Raw genomic sequence first — 17,138 nt, 5'->3', positions numbered from 1 at the left:
TGCACACCCTGCATCCAGGGCGCAAGCGGGGGCCGAGGCCGGTCGGGCTCCGGACAGGGTCGCCTCCCCCACGGGCTGGTCGGTGCTGGTCGCCGCAGACCGGGAGTACTACGAGACGATGATGGCTCTGGGCGGGCCGGAGGCAGCCGCGCTCACGTTCCCTCCGTACTGCCCCGAACGCTGGGTCCCGCTGATCGGCGAGCGCGTTCGCATCGGCCGCCGGAGCACCTCACGAGCGATCTTCCCGGAGATCGACCTGTCGGCGCCGCCCGAGGACCCGGGGGTCTCGCACCTGCACGCCGTCCTGCTCGCCCAGCCGGACGGGACGTGGGTGCTGGTCGATCCGGGCTCGACGAACGGCACGACGGTGAACGGCGCGACGGACCCGATCGCCGTCAACGTGCCCGTCCCGGTCGGCGCCGGCGACCGGATCCACGTCGGCGCCTGGACCACCATCACGCTGTTCCTCGAAGGAGAGAACCGCCGATGACAGAGAACCGCCGATGACGACGAAGCCCGAGAGCCAGACCCGGCCCGATGCCGCGACCGCCCCGGCGACGCCGCCCACCTCGCCCACCGGCCGCCAGGCCGCACGCGGGCGTGACCGCGAGATCGCGGGGGAACCCCCCGACCTGCGGCGGCCAATGGGGATCGCCGCGCGGGTGGAGACGTTCCTGCGCGCGCAGTGGCTCGGCACCATCCCCGGCCGCATCCGCGCGTACGCGGCCGTGGCGCTGGTCGGTGTCGCCGCCCTGCTCGCGGTGCTCAGCGTGGCGATCGGGAACGCCCGGGACGGCGTGCAGACGATCGGGCACGACGCCGGGCCGCGGGTCGTGGCCACCGGCTCGCTCTACTTCGCGCTCAGCGACATGGACGCCCAGGTGGCGAACGTCCTGCTGATCGGGCGGCAGCACGACCTCGGGATCGGCCACGACGAGGCGCTGCGGCGGTACGAGGTCCGCCGTGTCGAGGCCGGGCAGGCGGCGGTGCAGGCGGCGCAGCTCGCCGGCGACAACGTCAACATGCAGCGGACCGTGCGCGAGGTGCTCGACGGGCTCGGCCGGTACGAGCGGCTCGTCGGCGAAGCCATGCTCCTCGACCGGCAGGCGAACCACGCCGCCGGCCAGCTCCCGCAGCAGGTCATCGACACCTACCGGCGCGCCACCGATCTGATGAAGATGGAGCTGCTGCCCAAGGCGTACAACCTCACCCTGGACAGCGGTGCCACGGTCCGGCAGTCGTACGAGAGCAAGCGCACGGCCATCGAGTCCGGCCGTACGTGGGTCGTGGTCACCGGTGCGCTGCTGCTGGCGGCGCTGCTCGTCCTCCAGGTCTACGTCGCCGGGCGGTTCCGGCGGTTGGTCAACCCGGCGCTCGCCCTCGCGACGGTGGTCGCGTTCGTGCTCGTGGCGGCGAGCACCGGCCTGCTGTCCGCGCAAGCCGGCCATCTCAGGAAGGCCAAGGAGGACGGGTTCGACTCGATCCTCGCGCTGTCGCGCGCCCGGGCGATCAGTCACAGCGCGTTCGCCGACGAGAGCCGCTACCTCCTCGACCCCGGCCGGGCCGACACCTACGAGCAGACCTATCTCGACAAGTCGCTCGCCGTGCTCTTCGTCGATCCGCAGGGCAAGCCCGTCAACCTGGAGACCTACTACGCGCGCCTGCCGGAGGTGCTGCGCGGCTTCGACCCGGCCAGGGACCGCGGCGCGTTCCTCGGGTTCTTCGGGGACGAGGCCAACCGCGCTCGTCCCGGGCTGGAGACGTCGGCGCTGAACGACACGCTCCGCGCGTACCAGAAAGTCATCGAGAACGACCAGACGATGCGGCGGCTCGCCACCGGCGACGACCGGAACGCGGCGATCACGCTCCGGATGGGCCGGGACTCGGGAGCGATCAAGGACTTCGACGACTACGACCGGGCGCTGGTACGGCTGTCGGCGGCCCACCGCGACGCGTTCGACCAGGCCATCAAGGACGGCGACGGCGGGCTCGGCGGCTGGAACCTGATCCCCGTGGGGGCGGCCGTCGTCATCGCCGGGCTGATCCTCGTCGGGGTCCGCCCCCGGCTGGCCGAATTCCGCTGACGCTGACAGGAGGAAGACCATGCGCACGTCACGCGTCGCCGCCGCCGCGATCCTGGTCGCCGCGACCGGCCTGGCCGGCTGCGGCCTGAGCGGTGAGGCCGATCAGGGCTCGATCGTGCATAAGCGGTCGCTGGTGATCGGCGTCAAGGAGGACCAGCCGAGTCTCGGCCTCAAACGGAGCGACGGTACGTACGAGGGCTTCGACGTGGACGTGGCGAAGTACGTCGCGGGCAAGCTCGGTGTGCCCCCGAGCCGGATCACCTTCCGCACGACGCCCTCGTCGGCGCGGGAGGCCGCGCTCGCCACGGGCGCCGTCGACATGATCTTCGCCACGTACTCCATCACCGCCCAGCGCAAGACCAAGGTCACGTTCGGCGGGCCGTACTACGTGCCGCACCAGGACACCCTGGTCCGCGCCGACGACTCCTCCATCAAGAACGTGCGCGACCTCAAGGGCAAACGGCTGTGCGAGGTGCTGGGCTCCAACTCCTGGAAACGCGTCACCGAGGAACGCAAGATCACAGCGACGACGGTCAAGGCCAGGAACTACGGCGAATGCCTGACCAAGCTGCTCGCCGGCCAGCTCGACGCCATCTCCACCGACGACCTCATCCTGGCGGGCTTCGCCGTCGGCCGGCCTCTCAAGATCATCAATTCGCCGTTCACCGACGAGAAGTACGGCATCGGCCTCAAGAAGGGGGACCTGGCCGCCTGCGAGGCCGTCAACCGGGCCGTCATCCAGATGTACCAGGAGGGCAAGGCCAAGGAGTTCCTCGACAAGTGGTTCAGCAAGTCCGGCCTGCGGATCACGACCAGCGTCCCCCAGTTCGAGGGCTGCACCTGATCGCAACCACCCCGGACGGACCGCACCGCACCGCGACCGGACAGGGCCGTGACCGCACTGGACCGCGACCGGACGGGACCCGGGTCGCGACCCGGAACCGGGCCGGACCATCGTCCGCTGTTCCGCTGTCAGGGCCTGGCGGTGGAGGGGAGTGCGTTGAGGGCGCCGCCGAGCGTCTCGTAGACGGGCACGAACTTGTCGATGCCGGTGATGCGGAACACCCGCTCCACACGTTCGGGCAGCGCGATCAGCGCGATGACGGTGCCGCGCTCCCCGGCCCGGCGGTTGGCCGCGACGATCGCGTTCAGGCCGGTCGAGTCGCAGAACGTGACCTGGCGCATGTCCACGACCATCGGCCCGCCGGTATCGATCACATCGAACATGGCCTTCTCGAACTGCTGGCGGGAGACCACGTCGATCTCGCCCTGCACGCGTACGAGGGTGCAGCGGTCGTGATGCATCAGATGTACGTCGAAGTCCATGGGGTCTACCTCGCACCCTTAGTCAGGAGTGGACTGTAGTCAGGAGTGGACCTGCGACCCTGCCCGGTGACTCCTCAGGATCGCGCACCCCCCGGCGCTTTCCAAGCGCTTCCGGGGAACAGGTACAGGTCCTCAGGGTGTGACCGGTGTTGGGCCGAGCACACTCGAAAACCTACGCGCCAGAAACTTACTCCAGGGTAGGAAATGGCGGAGCGTATTGGATCAGAGGTCCGGTATTGGCGGGGTTTCCAGGCCGGTTCTTGCTGTGAGATATCTTTCCCGCCTCGCTGTTGACCTGCTGGTTGTCCATTCATGGTGACCCGGTCACGATGAAAAGAAGGATGGCGGAGGGAGCCCGGATCGGCGCGGGCGTTACAGTGTCGGTGCCGAATTCAGGAGGCTGGGTGTTCTACACGTTCATGACCCGCGTGGTCCGTCCGATCCTATGGGTGCTTTTCCGCCCCCGGGTCATCGGAGGCGAGAACGTCCCGGACTACGGTCCGATCATCGTGGCCAGCAACCACCTGTCGTTCATCGACAGCTTCATCATCCCGCTGGCCATCCCCCGCCCGGTGACCTACATCGCCAAGGCCGACTACTTCGCCGGCAGCGGCCTCAAGGGGCGCTTCGTCCGCTGGTTCATGACCAACCTCGGGCACGTGCCGGTCAAGCGCGGCGCCCAGCGGGCCGCGATGGGCGCGCTGGAGCAGGCGGTCGAGATCCTCGACAACAGCGGCGCGTTCGCCGTCTATCCGGAGGGCACCCGGTCCCCGGACGGCCGGCTCTATCGCGGGCGCACCGGCCTGGGCTGGCTGGTGCTGGCGTCCGGCGCGCGCGTGCTGCCCGTCGGGCTCGAAGGCACCGAGAAGATCCAGCCGATCGGCGCCTCGCTGCCGCGTTTCTTCGGCCCGCGCCCCACGGTGCGGATCGGCCCCCCGATGGACTTCACGCACTACGGCGACCTGGCCCCGGCCAAGGCCAGGCGGGCCATCACCGACGAGGTCGTCGAGACGATCCAGAAGCTCTCCGGCCAGGAGTACACGGGCGTCTACAACGACCGCGCCGACGCCTCCACCCCGCCCGCCGGCTGAGACCCCGCCGCCCTCCCGGTCCGATCGTGGTGTGTCTGGGTTGACTTGGGCCAAGGGCGTGTCGTCTGCACCGTCTTGCACCCGAGTGCCCCTAGGGTCACCGGCATGGCGGCGCAGAGGGTTCTTCCTATCGCGGTAATCCTGACGGCGACGGCGGCGATGTCCGCCTGCAGCGGCGGTGACGGCGAGCGCTTCGAGCCGGTACGGGCGACCGGTCGGGCAGCGCTGGCGGGCACGGGCTACACCTCCGACCAACTGGAGCAGGCCCTGCTCCTCGACGTGCCCGGTTACCAGCGCACCGGCGAACCCGACTCCGGGGAGTACGGAGCGCTCAAGGCCGTGCAGAACTCCGCGCAACTGCAACGCCAGGCCAGACTGGACAAGCCGCGTTGCGCCGGTGCCGCGAGCGGTGCGCTGCGCGCTGTGGACGCGGGCCTTCCGGCTGCGGTCGCGACGTTCTCGCGCGGGAGCGGCCAGATCGCGACGGAGACGCTGGTGGCGATGCCCACGGACACCGCCGAACGTCTCGTCAGGAACCGCGTGCCCGTCGGATGCGCGACGTTCCGCACCAGGGTCGGGGCGCAGTGGTCCGAGCACCAGGTGATCGAGACGCCGCCCGGCACGATCGGCGAGGGCTCGCGCACCGTCGGGATCACGACGGTCTCGGGCAGCTCGCACACCAGGGCGTGGTACGTGGTGCTGCGCGGCCGCCGTTACCTCGCCACGGTCAGCCTGTACGGCCCGAACGCCACCCGCGCCGACGCCGAGCTCCTGGCCCGCCAGGCGTACGACCAGGCGCAGCGGATCCTCCCCTGACGATCGTGGTCGCGAGAGGCAGCCGGTGTCGCGCAGACCTCCATGGTCATGAAGGGCCTCCATGGTCGCGAGGGGCCGCGTCCAACGGATACCGTTCACCTGCGGGGCGGCGGACGCCACACGGCGGCGGCGCGGAAGGCCTGCGGACGGACCACTTGAGCGAGCGGGGGAAAGCTTGATCGGCAAGGAGGGCCGGGTCACCGGCAAGATCGGCCCCGGCCTGGTCGGCGAGGTCATGATCCCGATCCGCGGCGGGGTGGAGGCGTTCTACGCCCATCCGGTCGATCCCCGCGACGAGATCATGGTCGGCACCATCGTCGTGGTGGTCGAGTATCACCCACCGCGCACCGTGTACGTGGCCCAGGCCCTGGGCGCCTGATTCTCCGGGGCTGATTCTCCGGGGCGGCCTCAGGTGGCCATTCGGCTGTCGTGCTCTGATGCGAACCGACAGGACGGCCTCTGCGTCTATTGTGCGACGTCGATTCGCGCAGTTCGTCGCTGATCGCACCAGCCCGGTCCCGTAGGAGGTCCTATGCCCTTGATCGCCGTGGTGGCGATAGCCGCCGTCGCCGCCCTCGTACTGATCATCATTTTGTTCAAGATGGTCTGGCGGGTGGCCGAGCCGAACGAGGCGCTGATCATCTCTGGTCTCGGGGCCAAGTCGAAGCCGATCGACGGGGTGGACAGCCTCGGCTTCAAGATCGTGACCGGCAAGGGCACCTCGGTGCTGCCGGGCTTCCAGGTCGCCCGCCGCCTGCGGCTCGACAGCCGGGCCGCCAATCTCGAGGTCAGCTGCGTCACCCAGCAGGGCATCCCGGTCAAGGTGCGCGGCGTGGTCATCTACAAGGTGGGTGACGACTTCGTCTCGATCGCCAATGCCGCCCGCCGGTTCCTGGAGCAGCAGGGCTCGATGGACGGCGCGATCCACGAGCTGTTCACCGGTCACCTGCGTTCGATCATCGGCAACCTGACCGTCGAGGACCTGATCCTCAACCGCGAGCGCCTCACCGGCGAGACGCGCAGCTCGGCCGCCGAGGAGATGAACAAGCTCGGCCTGGTGGTCGACTCGCTGCAGATACAGGAGATCGACGACGAGACCGGCTACATCACCAACCTGGGCCGCCCCCACGCCGCCAAGATCGCCGCATCCGCCCGCATCGCCGAGGCGGAGCGGGACCAGGAGGCCACCAAGCGCGAGCAGGAGGCCCTGCGGGAGAACGCGGCCGTCATCCGGGACACCGAGATCAAGAAGGCCGAGTACGAGGGCCAGGTCCAGCAGGCCGCCCAGCAGGCCCGCCAGGAGGTCATCCTCAAGGAGACGCGCAACGCCGAACTGGAGGCCGAGCGCACCGAGAAGCGCCTGGAGAGCGAGGTCCGCAAGCCCGCCGACGCCCGCGCGTACGAGCAGGTGAAGCTGGCCGAGGCCGATCGTGAGGAGCGCATCGCGCACGCGCAGGCGGCCGCCACCGAGGTCCAACTGAAGGCACAGCGGGAGGCCGAGGCCACCCGCCTGCTCGGTGAGGCTCAGGCCGACGCCATCCAGCGCAAGGGCCTCGCCGAGGCTCAGGCGATCAAGGCCCGCGCCGAGGCGCTGGCCGTGAACCAGGAGGCGGTCATCGCGCAGCAGCTCGCCGAGCAGTGGCCGCAGATCGTCGAGGCCGGCGCGAAGGTGTTCGGCAACGTCGACAACATGGTGGTCCTGAACGGTGCCGACGGCATCGAGGACATGCTCGCCAAGGCCCTCACCCTCGGCGGCACCGGCCTGGGCGTCGCCCGCACGCTCCTCAACAACATGAACGGCTCCAACGGGGCGAACGGGGCGAACGGAGCCGCACCCAAGCCCATCGAGGAGGCCCCCGCCGTGCCGACGGTGAAGAAGCCCTCCGAGGCCTGACCGTTCACGTCCGGGCCGCGGGCACGACAGCCTGCGGCCCGCCTGATCAGGGCTGGCAGCCGGCCGTGACTCGTGCCCGGCTGTCAGCCCTTCGTGTGCCCGAGCCGGACCTCCAGCCCGTCGAGGACACGGTCGAGGCCGTAGTTGAAGGTCTCCTCGCGGATCTCGGCGGGATCCCTGTCACGCTGGGCGGCGTACCCCTCGTTCAGCCGGGGGTGGTCCTTGGTGGCCTCCTCGGCCGCGGGCCGGAGGCTCTCCACCCACTCCTGCTCGGTCTGGCCGCTGCGGGCAAGCACCGAAAGGTAGGCGGCCTCGCTCGTGACCATGCCGATGACATACGAGATCACCGTGCTCATGGCCTGGTCGGCCTCGGCCAGGTCGAAGCCCGCCGCCTCGAAGATCGCGAGCATGCGCTCGGTCAGGCTCATCATGTTCGGGCCCAGATAGGCGAGCCCGACCTGGCCGAGGACGGAGACCACCCACGGGTGCCGCAGTGCCATCGACCGCAGGCTGTGAGCGCTGTCGGCCGCCGCCGCGCGCCACTCCGCGGGGTCGCCGACGTCCCGCACCTCAAGCTCGCCGTAGACCTCGTCCACGACCAGTTCGATCAGCTCGTCCTTGTTGGCGACATGCCGGTAGAGCGAGGTGGCCCCGGCGCCGAGCCGGGTGCCGAGGCTCCGCATGCTGAGGTTGTCGATGCCCTCGGCGTCCAGGAGCGCGACCGCCTCGGCGACGATCCGTTCCCGGCTCAGCGCCGGTTGTTCCTTCTGCTTGCGCGGACGCGTCCACACGGAAGGGATCGGCTTTTCGGGAGCTGGCACGGGTGACCTCCTCGACTCTCCCTGGCTCCGCCAGCATAGCGCACACCGTGCGCACATGCGTACGTCCATCTGTACCTGCCGCCCCGGCGGGGTCTGGCCGAGGTCGGGTACGGGGTCACATACGAGGGGCGAACCTTCGAAAGAATGGACGGGGAGGCTTTCAGTCCGCTAAGGATGCGGAGTATGACCGCTTTGGTTCTCGGCCCCCTGCTGCGTCACGTCGGTGATCGGACGGCGACGGTGTGGGTGGAGGCCGATCGACCCAGCGAGGTCCGCGTCTTCAACGAGGAACGCGGCCTCGACGCCACCGCCCGTACGTTCACGGTGCACGGCCACCATTACGCGCTCGTCGAGATCGACGGACTCGAACCCGGCTCGGACACCCCGTATTCGGTGGCGATCGATGGTGAGACCGTGTGGCCGGACGACGTGACACGGTTCCCGCAGAGCCGGATCCGCACCCTGGATCCGGCCGGGACGCTGCGGATCTCGTTCGGCTCCTGCCGCCGGTCGCCGGACAAGGCGAACCAGCACGGGATCGACGCGCTCGCCGCGTACGCGCACCGGCTCGCCGAGGGCGATTCGGACGAGCACTGGCCGAACGTGCTGCTGATGGTCGGCGACCAGGTGTACGCCGACGAGCTCAGCGACGAGATGAGGGCCTTCATCCGGAGCCGCCGCGATCCCAAGGAGCCGCCGGTCGGGGAGCTCGCCGACTTCGAGGACTACACCTACCTCTACAAGCTGGCCTGGCACGAGGATCCGGCGGTGCGGTGGCTCCTGTCCACGGTGCCGACCCTCACGATCTTCGACGACCATGACATCCGCGACGACTGGAACACCTCGTACACCTGGCGGCAGCAGATGTGGGCCCAGCCGTGGTGGCGCGCCCGCATCACCGGCGGCATCGGCTCGTACTGGATCTACCAGCACCTGGGCAACCTGTCGCCCCAGGAGCGCGCGAGCGACCCGGTCTACGAGGCGGTACGGGCCGCTTCAGCCGACGGCGGGGACGCGGGCAAGATCCTTGACGAGTTCGCCGAACGGGCGGACAAGGACCCCGCGAGCGCCCGCTGGAGCTACTCGCACGACCTCAACGGCTCCCGGCTGATCGTCGTGGACAGCCGCTGCTCCCGGCTGCTGACCGAGGAGCGGCGGGGCATGCTCGACGACGGTGAGTTCCAGTGGCTGGACGAGCAGTGCCAGGGGGACGTGGACCACCTGCTGATCGCGAGTTCGCTGCCGTACCTGCTGCCGCGTGCGATCCACCATGCCGAGTCGTGGAACGAGGCGATGGCTGAGGGCGCCTGGGGCCCGCGTGCCGCCCGGCTCGGCGAGAAGCTGCGGCAGGGCGCCGATCTGGAGCACTGGGCCGCCTTCGACACCTCGTTCCGCGAGGTGGCGCGGGACGTGGTCGCCGTCGGCAACGGGGAGCGCGGCAAGGCGCCGGCGACGATCTCGTTCCTGTCCGGCGACATCCACTACTCGTACCGGGCACGGGTCACCTCCCCGCACACCCAGTCGGTGATCTCCCAGATCGTGTGCTCGCCGCTGCGCAACCCGCTGGTCGGCACGTTCCGCATGGCGAACAAGTTCGCCTCCCTGCGGATCACCGGCGCGCCGTTCCGCCTGCTGGCCAAGCTCTCGAAGGTGCCCAGGCCGCCGCTGTCGTGGAAGCGCACCGAAGGGCCGTGGTTCGACAACGCGATCTGCACGGTCGAGCTCAAGGGCCGTGACTGTCACGTGCGGTGGGAGAGCCCGTCGTCTGAGACCACCCTCACCGAGCTGGGTCACACCGACATCCGCTGACGGGTGAGGCGGCGACCTCGACGCGTGCGGCGGGGAGCTTGAGACCTCGATGAATTGAGCCATCGGCGCCGGTCCCTATGCCGGGGGACGCGGCGCCGATGGCGTCTTCGGGGCTCCGGATTCCGGCCACGCCCCTGTTAAGCGGCCGGGATCCGGATGCCCGAGGTGACCCGTCGACTCATGGGGGGATTCGTCGTCCGGGTGATGGTGGATGGATCTGTCAGCGAACTCCGCTCGGTCTCCTGGTGACTGTCCGGGTGGTGCGTCCTCCCAGACCTATGACGGCGAATCGGTTTGGACATGACGCGGGTTGCGGAACCATCTTTGCGACGTCTCGTAGTCAAGCGATTACAATGAGCTAGCAAAGAGGGGTTCCTGTGGGTGAAGCCGCGTCCGACTTGGCGCTGACAGAGCCCAGCGACGCGGTGCTCATCGCACGCATCCGCGAAGGTGACACCTCGGCATACGGCACGTTGTACGAACGGCACCTGAGCGCGGCGCGCAGGCTGGCCCGTGGCCTCACTGAAGGCGACCGTGCCGAAGACGCCGTCCAGGACACCTTCACCAAGATTCTTGACGTCCTGCGCCGAGGCGGCGGGCCGCAGTCGGGTTTCCGTCCGTACCTCCTCACGTCGGTCCGCCGCACGATCTACGACGGCTATCGCAGCGAGAAGCGGCTGCAGCCGACCGACCAGATGGAGCTGTACATCCCGGGCATGCCGTTCAGCGACCCCGTCCTGGAGGACCTCGAACGGTCGATGATCGTCCGGGCGTACCAGTCGCTCCCCGAACGCTGGCGGGCCGTCCTGTGGCACACCGAGGTCGAGGGCGCCAAGCCCGCCGATATCGCGCCGCTCCTCGGTCTCACGGCGAACGGGGTCGCGGCGCTCGCCTACCGTGCCCGCGAAGGGTTGCGCCAGGCGTACCTCCAGATGCACCTGGCAACTCCATCCAGGAGCGCCGCTCCATCCAGGACTGCCGCCGGCGCAGGTGTGACGTTGGTGGGCGCGGAGGTCGCGGACGACCAGTGCCGTCCCGCACTCGACAAGCTCGGGTCCTACGTGCGGGGCGGTCTTGGCAAGCGCGAGACGCGCGCAGTTGAGCGCCACCTTGATGAGTGTGACCGCTGCAATGCCATCTACCTGGAACTTGCCGATGTCAACACCACGTTGCGCGAGGCCCTCGGCCCGTTCGTTCTCGGCACCGCGGCGACCGCCTACCTCGCGGCGTTGGCGAAGGGCGGGGCCGCGGCTGGCGGCGTCTTCGGATGGTTCCGCCATCTGCCCAAGCGGGAGCAGCACGTCATGGCCGGAGGCACGGCTGCCGTGGCCGCCGCCGTCGTCGCCGGTCTCATCCTGGTCTCCGATGAGCAACCGGCCGGGCCGATGCGCACGCCGTCACCGGCGGCCCAGCCTCCCGCGTCCGAGCCGTCCAAGCCTTCCGCGGCGGGACCGGAGCGGCCTCCATTGCCGCCGGTCCCACCTTCCTCCAAGCCTCCGTCGCCTGCTCCCCAGCCACCGCCTCCGGTGCCGCCCGTCCGGCTCACGGCACGCATCGGCACGGTTGGAGTTCTCCTGCGAGAGCACCCCGGCATCATCGCGTTGCTGGTCAGCAATACGGGCGACGGCCGGTCCCGCGACGTCATCGCCGATGTCGACCTGCCTCCCGGCGTGACCTACGCCGGAGGCTCGATCGGCCGCAACGCGGTCGCCTTCAAGCCGCGCCGGGCTCCCGGTGACGGTTGGAGCTGTCGCCCCATCTCGTCCCGGGTGCGGTGCACGCACGAACCCTTGCGAGCAGGGGCGGCCACGTCGGCCTACCTGCACGTCGATGTCGGCGAGGACGCTCCGTTCAACGAACCTCCGCAGGTCAGATTGCGGGCAGGTGACGTCCGCGCCGGGGCTGGCGCGGCGGACGGAGTGGTGGCGGGCGGCATGCCCGCGAGGTTCGCGGACGACGGCAACCTGGGGATCGTTCAAGTGGGCAACGCCTTGCTCAGCTGCGATGAAAAGGAGGGGCGCGGCTGCGCCAAGGCACTGCGCAGGCAGGGACACCGCCGCGACAACGACCTGTGGGAGATGGCGCCGCTCGATCTGGACCGTGTACGTGCGACCAAGGCGTCGAGCGCAGCCAAACTGGTGCTGCCTGCCGGCGGCAAGGTGCGCTGGGCAGGGCTCTACTGGTCGGGTGTGGGCCGCGGAGGTCCGGCGAAGCTCCGGCCGCCGCGTGGTGCGTACCGGCAGGTACGGCCCGAGCAGGTCGACCGCGGACGGATGCCGGACTTCGGCGTCTACCAAGCGTTCGCCGACGTGACCAGGCTCGTGCGCAGGCACGGCGGCGGCCAATGGTGGGGCGCCGACGTTCCGACCAAGGCGGGCACATCGCACTATGCGGGCTGGAGTCTGGTGGTCGTCGTGGCGCACCCGAAGGCGCCCTACCAGCAGGCGATGGTGCTCGACGGCGCACGGTCGCTCGGCCCGCATGCGGCGGAACGCGTGGACGTGCCGGTGAACGGTCTGCTCGCCACGACGGAGCTGGCCAGGATCGGTCTCGTGGCCTGGGAGGGCGACGCCGGGCTCCAGGGAGACCGCCTGCTCCTTGACGGCCGCCCACTGACTCCGGTGGCCGGCGACCGCTCGCCCGGCAACGTCGCCGACGGCTCGGCGAACGGTGCCATCGGCGCGGGGCTCACCTTCGGGATAGATGTCGATTACTTCTCGACGCGGCTCGATGGTGCCAGAAGGCTCAGACTGACCACGCGGCAGGACGCGTACCTGGCCGGAGTCGTCACGGTCACCGCCCCCATGCGGAGCTGAAGCGCTGGTAGCGAGAAGATGTGCGACCCTTCACGGGGTGGCACGGCTGAACCCGGTAACCGATTCTTCTCGTAAAGATCATGAGGAAGCATTCTGGACAGACCGGAACGGCTGGTAGCGTCCGCGCTGTCGTGTGTCGACCTTCGGCATGGGAAAGGCGCCGAAACCGAACGCGACACCGGAGCGCGGGCTGAGGGGTTACACGCGGCTTACTCTCGTGAAAGAGTGGCGAATCGCCGTATTGGCCTACGGGACTAACAGGCTTCACTACGCTATAGAGGCCCGGGGTCAAGAGCCGGACCACGTCCCCGAGAGCATGAAGGGCAGGCCACCCAGAAGATGGTCCCCCTCACCACCCTGATCGTGGAGTGGGTACCCGGAGAGGTCCCGTGTTGAGGAAAGGCGGTGTCGCATGGATCGCTGCGCGCTGTTCGTAGACGCCGGCTACCTGCTGGCGGACGGCGCCATGGCGGTGCACGGCACCCGCCATCGAGAGACCGTCTCCTGGGATTTCGGTGGCCTGCTCCAGTTGCTGAGCACCCTCGCGCGTGAGCGCACCGGACTGCCGCTGCTGCGCTGTTACTGGTACGAGGCGACGGTCGAGGGGCGCCGGTCTCCCGAGCACGAGGCGCTCGCCGACCTGCCGGGGCTCAAGCTGCGGCTCGGCCGGATCCGTCCCGGGCGGCGCGAGGGCGTCGACACCGAGATCCACCGTGACCTGATGGCGCTGGCCCGCAACGGCGCGCTGGCCGACGCGGTCGTGGTGAGCGGCGACGAGGACTTGGCGCAGGTCGTCTCGGACGCCCAGGACCTGGGAGTGCGCGTGACCGTCGTGCACGTGGCCGTCGACGGCAACTGGACGATCTCCCGCGTGCTGCGCCAGGAGTGCGACGACCTCATCGAGGTCGGCACCGGCCATCTGCGCCCGTTCGTCAACCTGCTGACCGGCCTCGACAGCACGGCCGGCGGCAACTCCTACTCCAGCGGCACCTCCTACTCGACGAGCCCGCTGTCGAACGGGCACGGCACCCACGCCGGGGGCGCCCTCGGCAGCCTCGCCGCCGGCCCGCAGAACGGCCCGCCGTCCTCGTCGCCGATCACCGGCCCGCCGCAGCTCTCGGCCGGCTCGTCCACTGGCAGCCACTCGACCAACGCCAACTCGACCGGCGTCCCCTCGTCCAGCTCGCAGTCGAGCAGCGCGCAGACGACCGGAGCGCATCCGACCGCCGGGCTCACAGGCAGTGGTTTGGGCTCAGGAAGTGGCCTGGGCACCGGTAATGGGCTGGGCTCAGGCAACGGCTTGAGTTCAGGTAACGGGCTGAGCTCGGGTAACGGCCTGGGCTCGGGCAACGGCCTGGGCTCAGGCAACGGCTTGAGTTCAGGCAACGGACTGGGATCGGGTAACGGACTGGGATCGGGCAACGGCCTGGGTTCGGGAGGCTTGGGTTCGAGCGGCATGAGCTCAGGCGGCGCAGGCCAAGGCGGTTTGAACTCGAGCGGTCTGGGCTCGAGTCTGCCCCCTGGCCTCGGCAACAGCACCGGGACGGGCGCGAACGTCCCGCCGCAGGCCCCACCGCAGTCGCAGTCGCCGAGTTCCATGCATGCCGCGCCGACGCCGACGCAGTCACCCTCGGCGCCGGGTGCGGGCCAGATTCCGAGCACGGGTCCGCAGTACGGCTCCCCGTCCTCCACACCGCCCAGCCAGCCGCACGGCCCCTACACCGGGCCCCAGCAGATCTCGCCGCTGCCCGTTCAGCAGCAGGCGGCGCCGTCGCTGTCGGACGCGGTCAAGGCGGCCCACCAGGAGGGGGAGGACTTCGGCGAGTCCGTCGCCCGGGACGCCCCCGCGCTCTGGCTGGAGGCGGTCCTGGCCCGCAAGCCGCGCATGCCCTCCGACCTGGAGGCACGCCTGCTCCAAGGTTCCTCGCTGCCGATCGATTTTCTCCTCCACGACGAAGTCCGGCATGCCCTGCGCCGCGGGTTCTGGGACGCCCTCGAACGGTCGCGCCGGTAGCGCGTACGCGTAGGTAATTCACGATCATCCGTGATTCACCCGCTTCGGCCGCCGAGCGGCGGGTAGCGTTGAAGCGTGACGCATGTGACGGAAGACGATCTCGACGATCTGGAGTTCGACACCCTGCGCACGGGCGATCACATTTCGGCCGCCCGGCGGCTCTCCGAGCTCGCCGAGTCGGTGTCCGGAGGGGTGTCACGTGCCAATGTGCTGCTGCGTGCCGGTGAGCAGTGGCAGCATGCGGGCGATCATGACCAGGCGGCGACGCTGTACCGCCAGGCCATCGAGGACGGCGGCGAGACCTATGGCGATCCCCGCGCGTACCTCGCCGACGCGCTCTTCGAGCTGGGCAAGGCCGACGAGGCCCGCCGGCTGGTCGAGGAGATCCGCGCCGACGCGCCCCGCGACCCGGAGGTCTACCGGGCGGTGGCGGAGGTCCTCTATGCCCAGGGTGACACCACCGGGGCCCACGAATGGGCCACCACCGGTGCGGACGTGGTGCTCGCCCTCCGCGACCGCGCCGTCGGCACCGGCATCGTCGCCGGTGAGGCCCCCGACGACGCCCCTGGCTCCTTCACACCTGGCCCTGATGACGTGGCCTTGGCCGAAGACAGCCTGGAGGCTCTCCTTCGGCTCCGTTACCGCGCCCGTATAGACCTGGGCCGCGCTGAGGACGACTACGACGCCCTTCTGGACGATCTCCTCAAGAACGCCTAGGGCATGCCCACGACGGCCTAGAGCGTGGCGATCAGCTCGCTGAGGGACTGGGCCACCGCCGTCGGCGGCCGCTGCTCGACCACCGGCCACCCCCGGAGCGTCGCCTCACGCATGGCCTCATGGTGCTCGTCCGGCTGTGCGCCGTTCGTACGCAGATAGCCACATGGGGCGTCGGGCCAGTCCGACGGCACCGGAGCGGGCGGATCTCCATGGTCATGGTCATGTTCGCGCCGCGGCCGAGGCAGCTCCGCGTCGATGAAGACATATCCGCCGACCTTGCGGTGAGCGGCCCGCTGGGCCAGGGCCACTGCGGGCAGGAGCGGGCCCGCCGCGCCGTACGCGACGAGGACCAGAGGCGATGCCGGGGCCGTCGCGGCGATGATCAGGGACGCCCGCGCCACGTACCGCGTGCCGCTCTCGGCGACGTCCGGCGTGACCACGTCCATCCCGTACGAGCGGAGCATCTCGGGGAGGTCTCCCCATGCCGTGGCCGAGCTGGACGGCGCGTGCAGCAGGACGAGCGTGCCGGGCGTCACGTCAATGCCTTCCTGCCAGTCGGATCCGCCCAGTCACCGTACCGGGGCCGCGGGGGACGCCGTAGACGGGCACGGGAATAGGGTTCTGAATGTGAGCGATCGTGATGACCTGCTGAGAGAGATCCAAGAGAAGGCCGTCGTGCACGGCGACTTCGTGCTGTCGTCGGGCAAGCGGGCGTCCTGGTACGTCGACCTGCGCCGCGTGACTTTGGACGGCGCGGTCGCGCCGCTGGTCGGACGGGTGATGCTGGACGAGACGGCCGACCTCGACTACGACGCCGTCGGCGGGCTCACGCTCGGCGCAGACCCGGTGGCGACCGCGATGTTGCACGCGGCCGCCGCGCGCGGCCGCAAGCTGGACGCGTTCGTGGTCCGCAAGGCCGACAAGCAGCACGGGCTGCAGCGCCGGATCGAGGGCCCGGACGTGGCCGGACGCCGCGTGCTCGCCGTCGAGGACACCTCCACGACGGGCGGCTCCGTGCTCACCGCCGTGGAAGCCCTCCGCGCGGCCGGCGCCGAAGTCGTCGCCGTGGCCACCATCCTGGAACGCGGCGCCGCCGAACGCATCGCCGCCGAGGGGCTGGAATACCGGCACCCCTACAGCGTCCCCGACCTGGGCCTCAACTGAGCCACTCCGAGCCGGACCGAGCCGGACCGAGCCGCGACCAGGCCAGGTGGCGCCGCCCAGCCCAAGCCGCAATCAGGCCAGGCGGCACCAGCCTGGCCCAAGCCAGGCGGCGCCCCCTTGTTCATGCCTGCCTCAGCGTTCCGGCACGGTCCACTCGCCTCGCTGGCCGACCTGCCCGCGCGGCTGCAGCTGCCCGTAGATCGTGACCTCCACCGACCCGGCGTCTGCGGCGACCACGTTCAGCGGCGACTGGTCGTACTGCCGCGCCTCGCCGGTGTCGAGCAGGCCGGTGTGCAGCACCTGGCCCGTCCCGGCGACCGTGACCGTCACGGTCGTCGGCGACCCGGTCACACGGATCACCACGGAGGGCCCTGCGCTCGCGGTCGCCGACCTCGGGGGCCGGCTCGACGGAGCGCTGCCGGTCCGGGTGCCGCCGGTGCTCTCGCTGGCGGTTCCGGTAGGTCCGGGCTGCTTGGAGTCGGACGTCAGCGCGTTGACCAACGAGATGCCGCCCACGATGAGTAGCGCTAAGGCGAGCACCACGGCAATGGCCGCGATCAATATGCGCGCGAGACCCCTAGGGTCC

16 protein-coding genes are annotated in these 17,138 nt (G+C 69.9%); 12 read left to right on the top strand and 4 right to left on the bottom strand.

Annotation, left to right across the window (positions count from 1 at the left end; translation table 11 throughout):
* Positions 1-82 precede the first annotated feature (82 nt).
* The 3 genes from F8566_RS51235 to F8566_RS17415 are packed head-to-tail and all read left to right on the top strand — an operon-like array spanning position 83 to position 2,928.
* Positions 83-490 (top strand): FHA domain-containing protein, encoded by a 408-nt coding sequence (locus F8566_RS51235; RefSeq protein WP_225993264.1) that lies wholly within the window; start codon positions 83-85, stop codon positions 488-490.
* Positions 491-503: 13 nt separating this feature from the next.
* Positions 504-2,084, top strand: a complete 1,581-nt coding sequence (locus tag F8566_RS17420) for a hypothetical protein (RefSeq protein WP_225993263.1) — start codon at positions 504-506, stop codon at positions 2,082-2,084.
* 19 nt (positions 2,085-2,103) lie between these two features.
* Positions 2,104-2,928 (top strand): glutamate ABC transporter substrate-binding protein, encoded by an 825-nt coding sequence (locus tag F8566_RS17415; protein WP_151561283.1) that lies wholly within the window; start codon positions 2,104-2,106, stop codon positions 2,926-2,928.
* 128 nt (positions 2,929-3,056) lie between these two features.
* On the opposite strand, the gene F8566_RS17410 is transcribed toward F8566_RS17415, so the two are convergent.
* Positions 3,057-3,410 carry an STAS domain-containing protein gene (locus F8566_RS17410; RefSeq protein ID WP_151561282.1) on the bottom strand — a complete coding sequence of 118 codons (354 nt, stop codon included), beginning with the start codon at positions 3,408-3,410 and terminating at the stop codon, positions 3,057-3,059.
* Positions 3,411-3,814: 404 nt separating this feature from the next.
* On the opposite strand from F8566_RS17410, the gene F8566_RS17405 reads away from it, so the two are divergent.
* The 4 genes from F8566_RS17405 to F8566_RS17390 all read left to right on the top strand — a co-directional run bounded on the left by F8566_RS17405 (position 3,815) and on the right by F8566_RS17390 (position 7,211).
* Positions 3,815-4,501, top strand: coding sequence for a lysophospholipid acyltransferase family protein (locus F8566_RS17405; RefSeq protein WP_151561281.1), 687 nt, complete (start codon positions 3,815-3,817; stop codon positions 4,499-4,501).
* A 105-nt stretch (positions 4,502-4,606) separates the two neighbouring features.
* Positions 4,607-5,317 carry a hypothetical protein gene (locus tag F8566_RS17400; RefSeq protein ID WP_151561280.1) on the top strand — a complete coding sequence of 237 codons (711 nt, stop codon included), beginning with the start codon at positions 4,607-4,609 and terminating at the stop codon, positions 5,315-5,317.
* A gap of 175 nt (positions 5,318-5,492) precedes the next feature.
* Positions 5,493-5,696 carry a hypothetical protein gene (locus F8566_RS17395; RefSeq protein ID WP_151561279.1) on the top strand — a complete coding sequence of 68 codons (204 nt, stop codon included), beginning with the start codon at positions 5,493-5,495 and terminating at the stop codon, positions 5,694-5,696.
* A 153-nt stretch (positions 5,697-5,849) separates the two neighbouring features.
* Positions 5,850-7,211, top strand: coding sequence for a flotillin family protein (locus F8566_RS17390; RefSeq protein WP_151561278.1), 1,362 nt, complete (start codon positions 5,850-5,852; stop codon positions 7,209-7,211).
* An 83-nt stretch (positions 7,212-7,294) separates the two neighbouring features.
* On the opposite strand, the gene F8566_RS17385 is transcribed toward F8566_RS17390, so the two are convergent.
* Complete coding sequence (locus F8566_RS17385; protein ID WP_225993262.1) at positions 7,295-8,032, bottom strand: TetR/AcrR family transcriptional regulator; 738 nt, start codon at positions 8,030-8,032, stop codon at positions 7,295-7,297.
* Positions 8,033-8,215: 183 nt separating this feature from the next.
* Here F8566_RS17385 and F8566_RS17380 point away from each other — a divergent pair, with 183 nt between their 5' ends.
* From F8566_RS17380 to F8566_RS17365, 4 genes are all read left to right on the top strand, one after another.
* On the top strand, positions 8,216-9,841 hold the full coding sequence (locus F8566_RS17380) for an alkaline phosphatase D family protein (RefSeq protein WP_151561276.1): 1,626 nt from the start codon (positions 8,216-8,218) through the stop codon (positions 9,839-9,841).
* Positions 9,842-10,218: 377 nt separating this feature from the next.
* On the top strand, positions 10,219-12,657 hold the full coding sequence (locus F8566_RS17375; RefSeq protein ID WP_151561275.1) for a sigma-70 family RNA polymerase sigma factor: 2,439 nt from the start codon (positions 10,219-10,221) through the stop codon (positions 12,655-12,657).
* Positions 12,658-13,069: 412 nt separating this feature from the next.
* The gene (locus tag F8566_RS17370) at positions 13,070-14,671 is read left to right on the top strand and encodes an NYN domain-containing protein (RefSeq protein ID WP_151561274.1); all 1,602 of its coding nucleotides are present in this window, start codon (positions 13,070-13,072) and stop codon (positions 14,669-14,671) included.
* Between the two features lie 75 nt (positions 14,672-14,746).
* Entirely contained in the window at positions 14,747-15,388 is a 642-nt protein-coding gene (locus tag F8566_RS17365) for a tetratricopeptide repeat protein (protein WP_225993261.1), read from the top strand.
* Between the two features lie 17 nt (positions 15,389-15,405).
* Here the strand turns inward: F8566_RS17365 and F8566_RS17360 are convergent, their stop codons facing one another.
* The gene (locus tag F8566_RS17360; RefSeq protein WP_151561273.1) at positions 15,406-15,924 is read right to left on the bottom strand and encodes a hypothetical protein; all 519 of its coding nucleotides are present in this window, start codon (positions 15,922-15,924) and stop codon (positions 15,406-15,408) included.
* Positions 15,925-16,015: 91 nt separating this feature from the next.
* On the opposite strand from F8566_RS17360, the gene pyrE reads away from it, so the two are divergent.
* Complete coding sequence (gene pyrE / locus F8566_RS17355) at positions 16,016-16,552, top strand: orotate phosphoribosyltransferase (RefSeq protein WP_151561272.1); 537 nt, start codon at positions 16,016-16,018, stop codon at positions 16,550-16,552.
* 132 nt (positions 16,553-16,684) lie between these two features.
* Here the strand turns inward: pyrE and F8566_RS17350 are convergent, their stop codons facing one another.
* Entirely contained in the window at positions 16,685-17,068 is a 384-nt protein-coding gene (locus tag F8566_RS17350) for a RodZ domain-containing protein (RefSeq protein WP_225993260.1), read from the bottom strand.
* Positions 17,069-17,138: the final 70 nt, after the last annotated feature.

This window comes from Actinomadura rudentiformis, assembly GCF_008923185.1.
In the GTDB taxonomy this organism is placed as follows: Bacteria; Actinomycetota; Actinomycetes; order Streptosporangiales; family Streptosporangiaceae; genus Spirillospora; species Spirillospora rudentiformis.
This window is presented reverse-complemented; position numbering and strand designations above follow the sequence as displayed.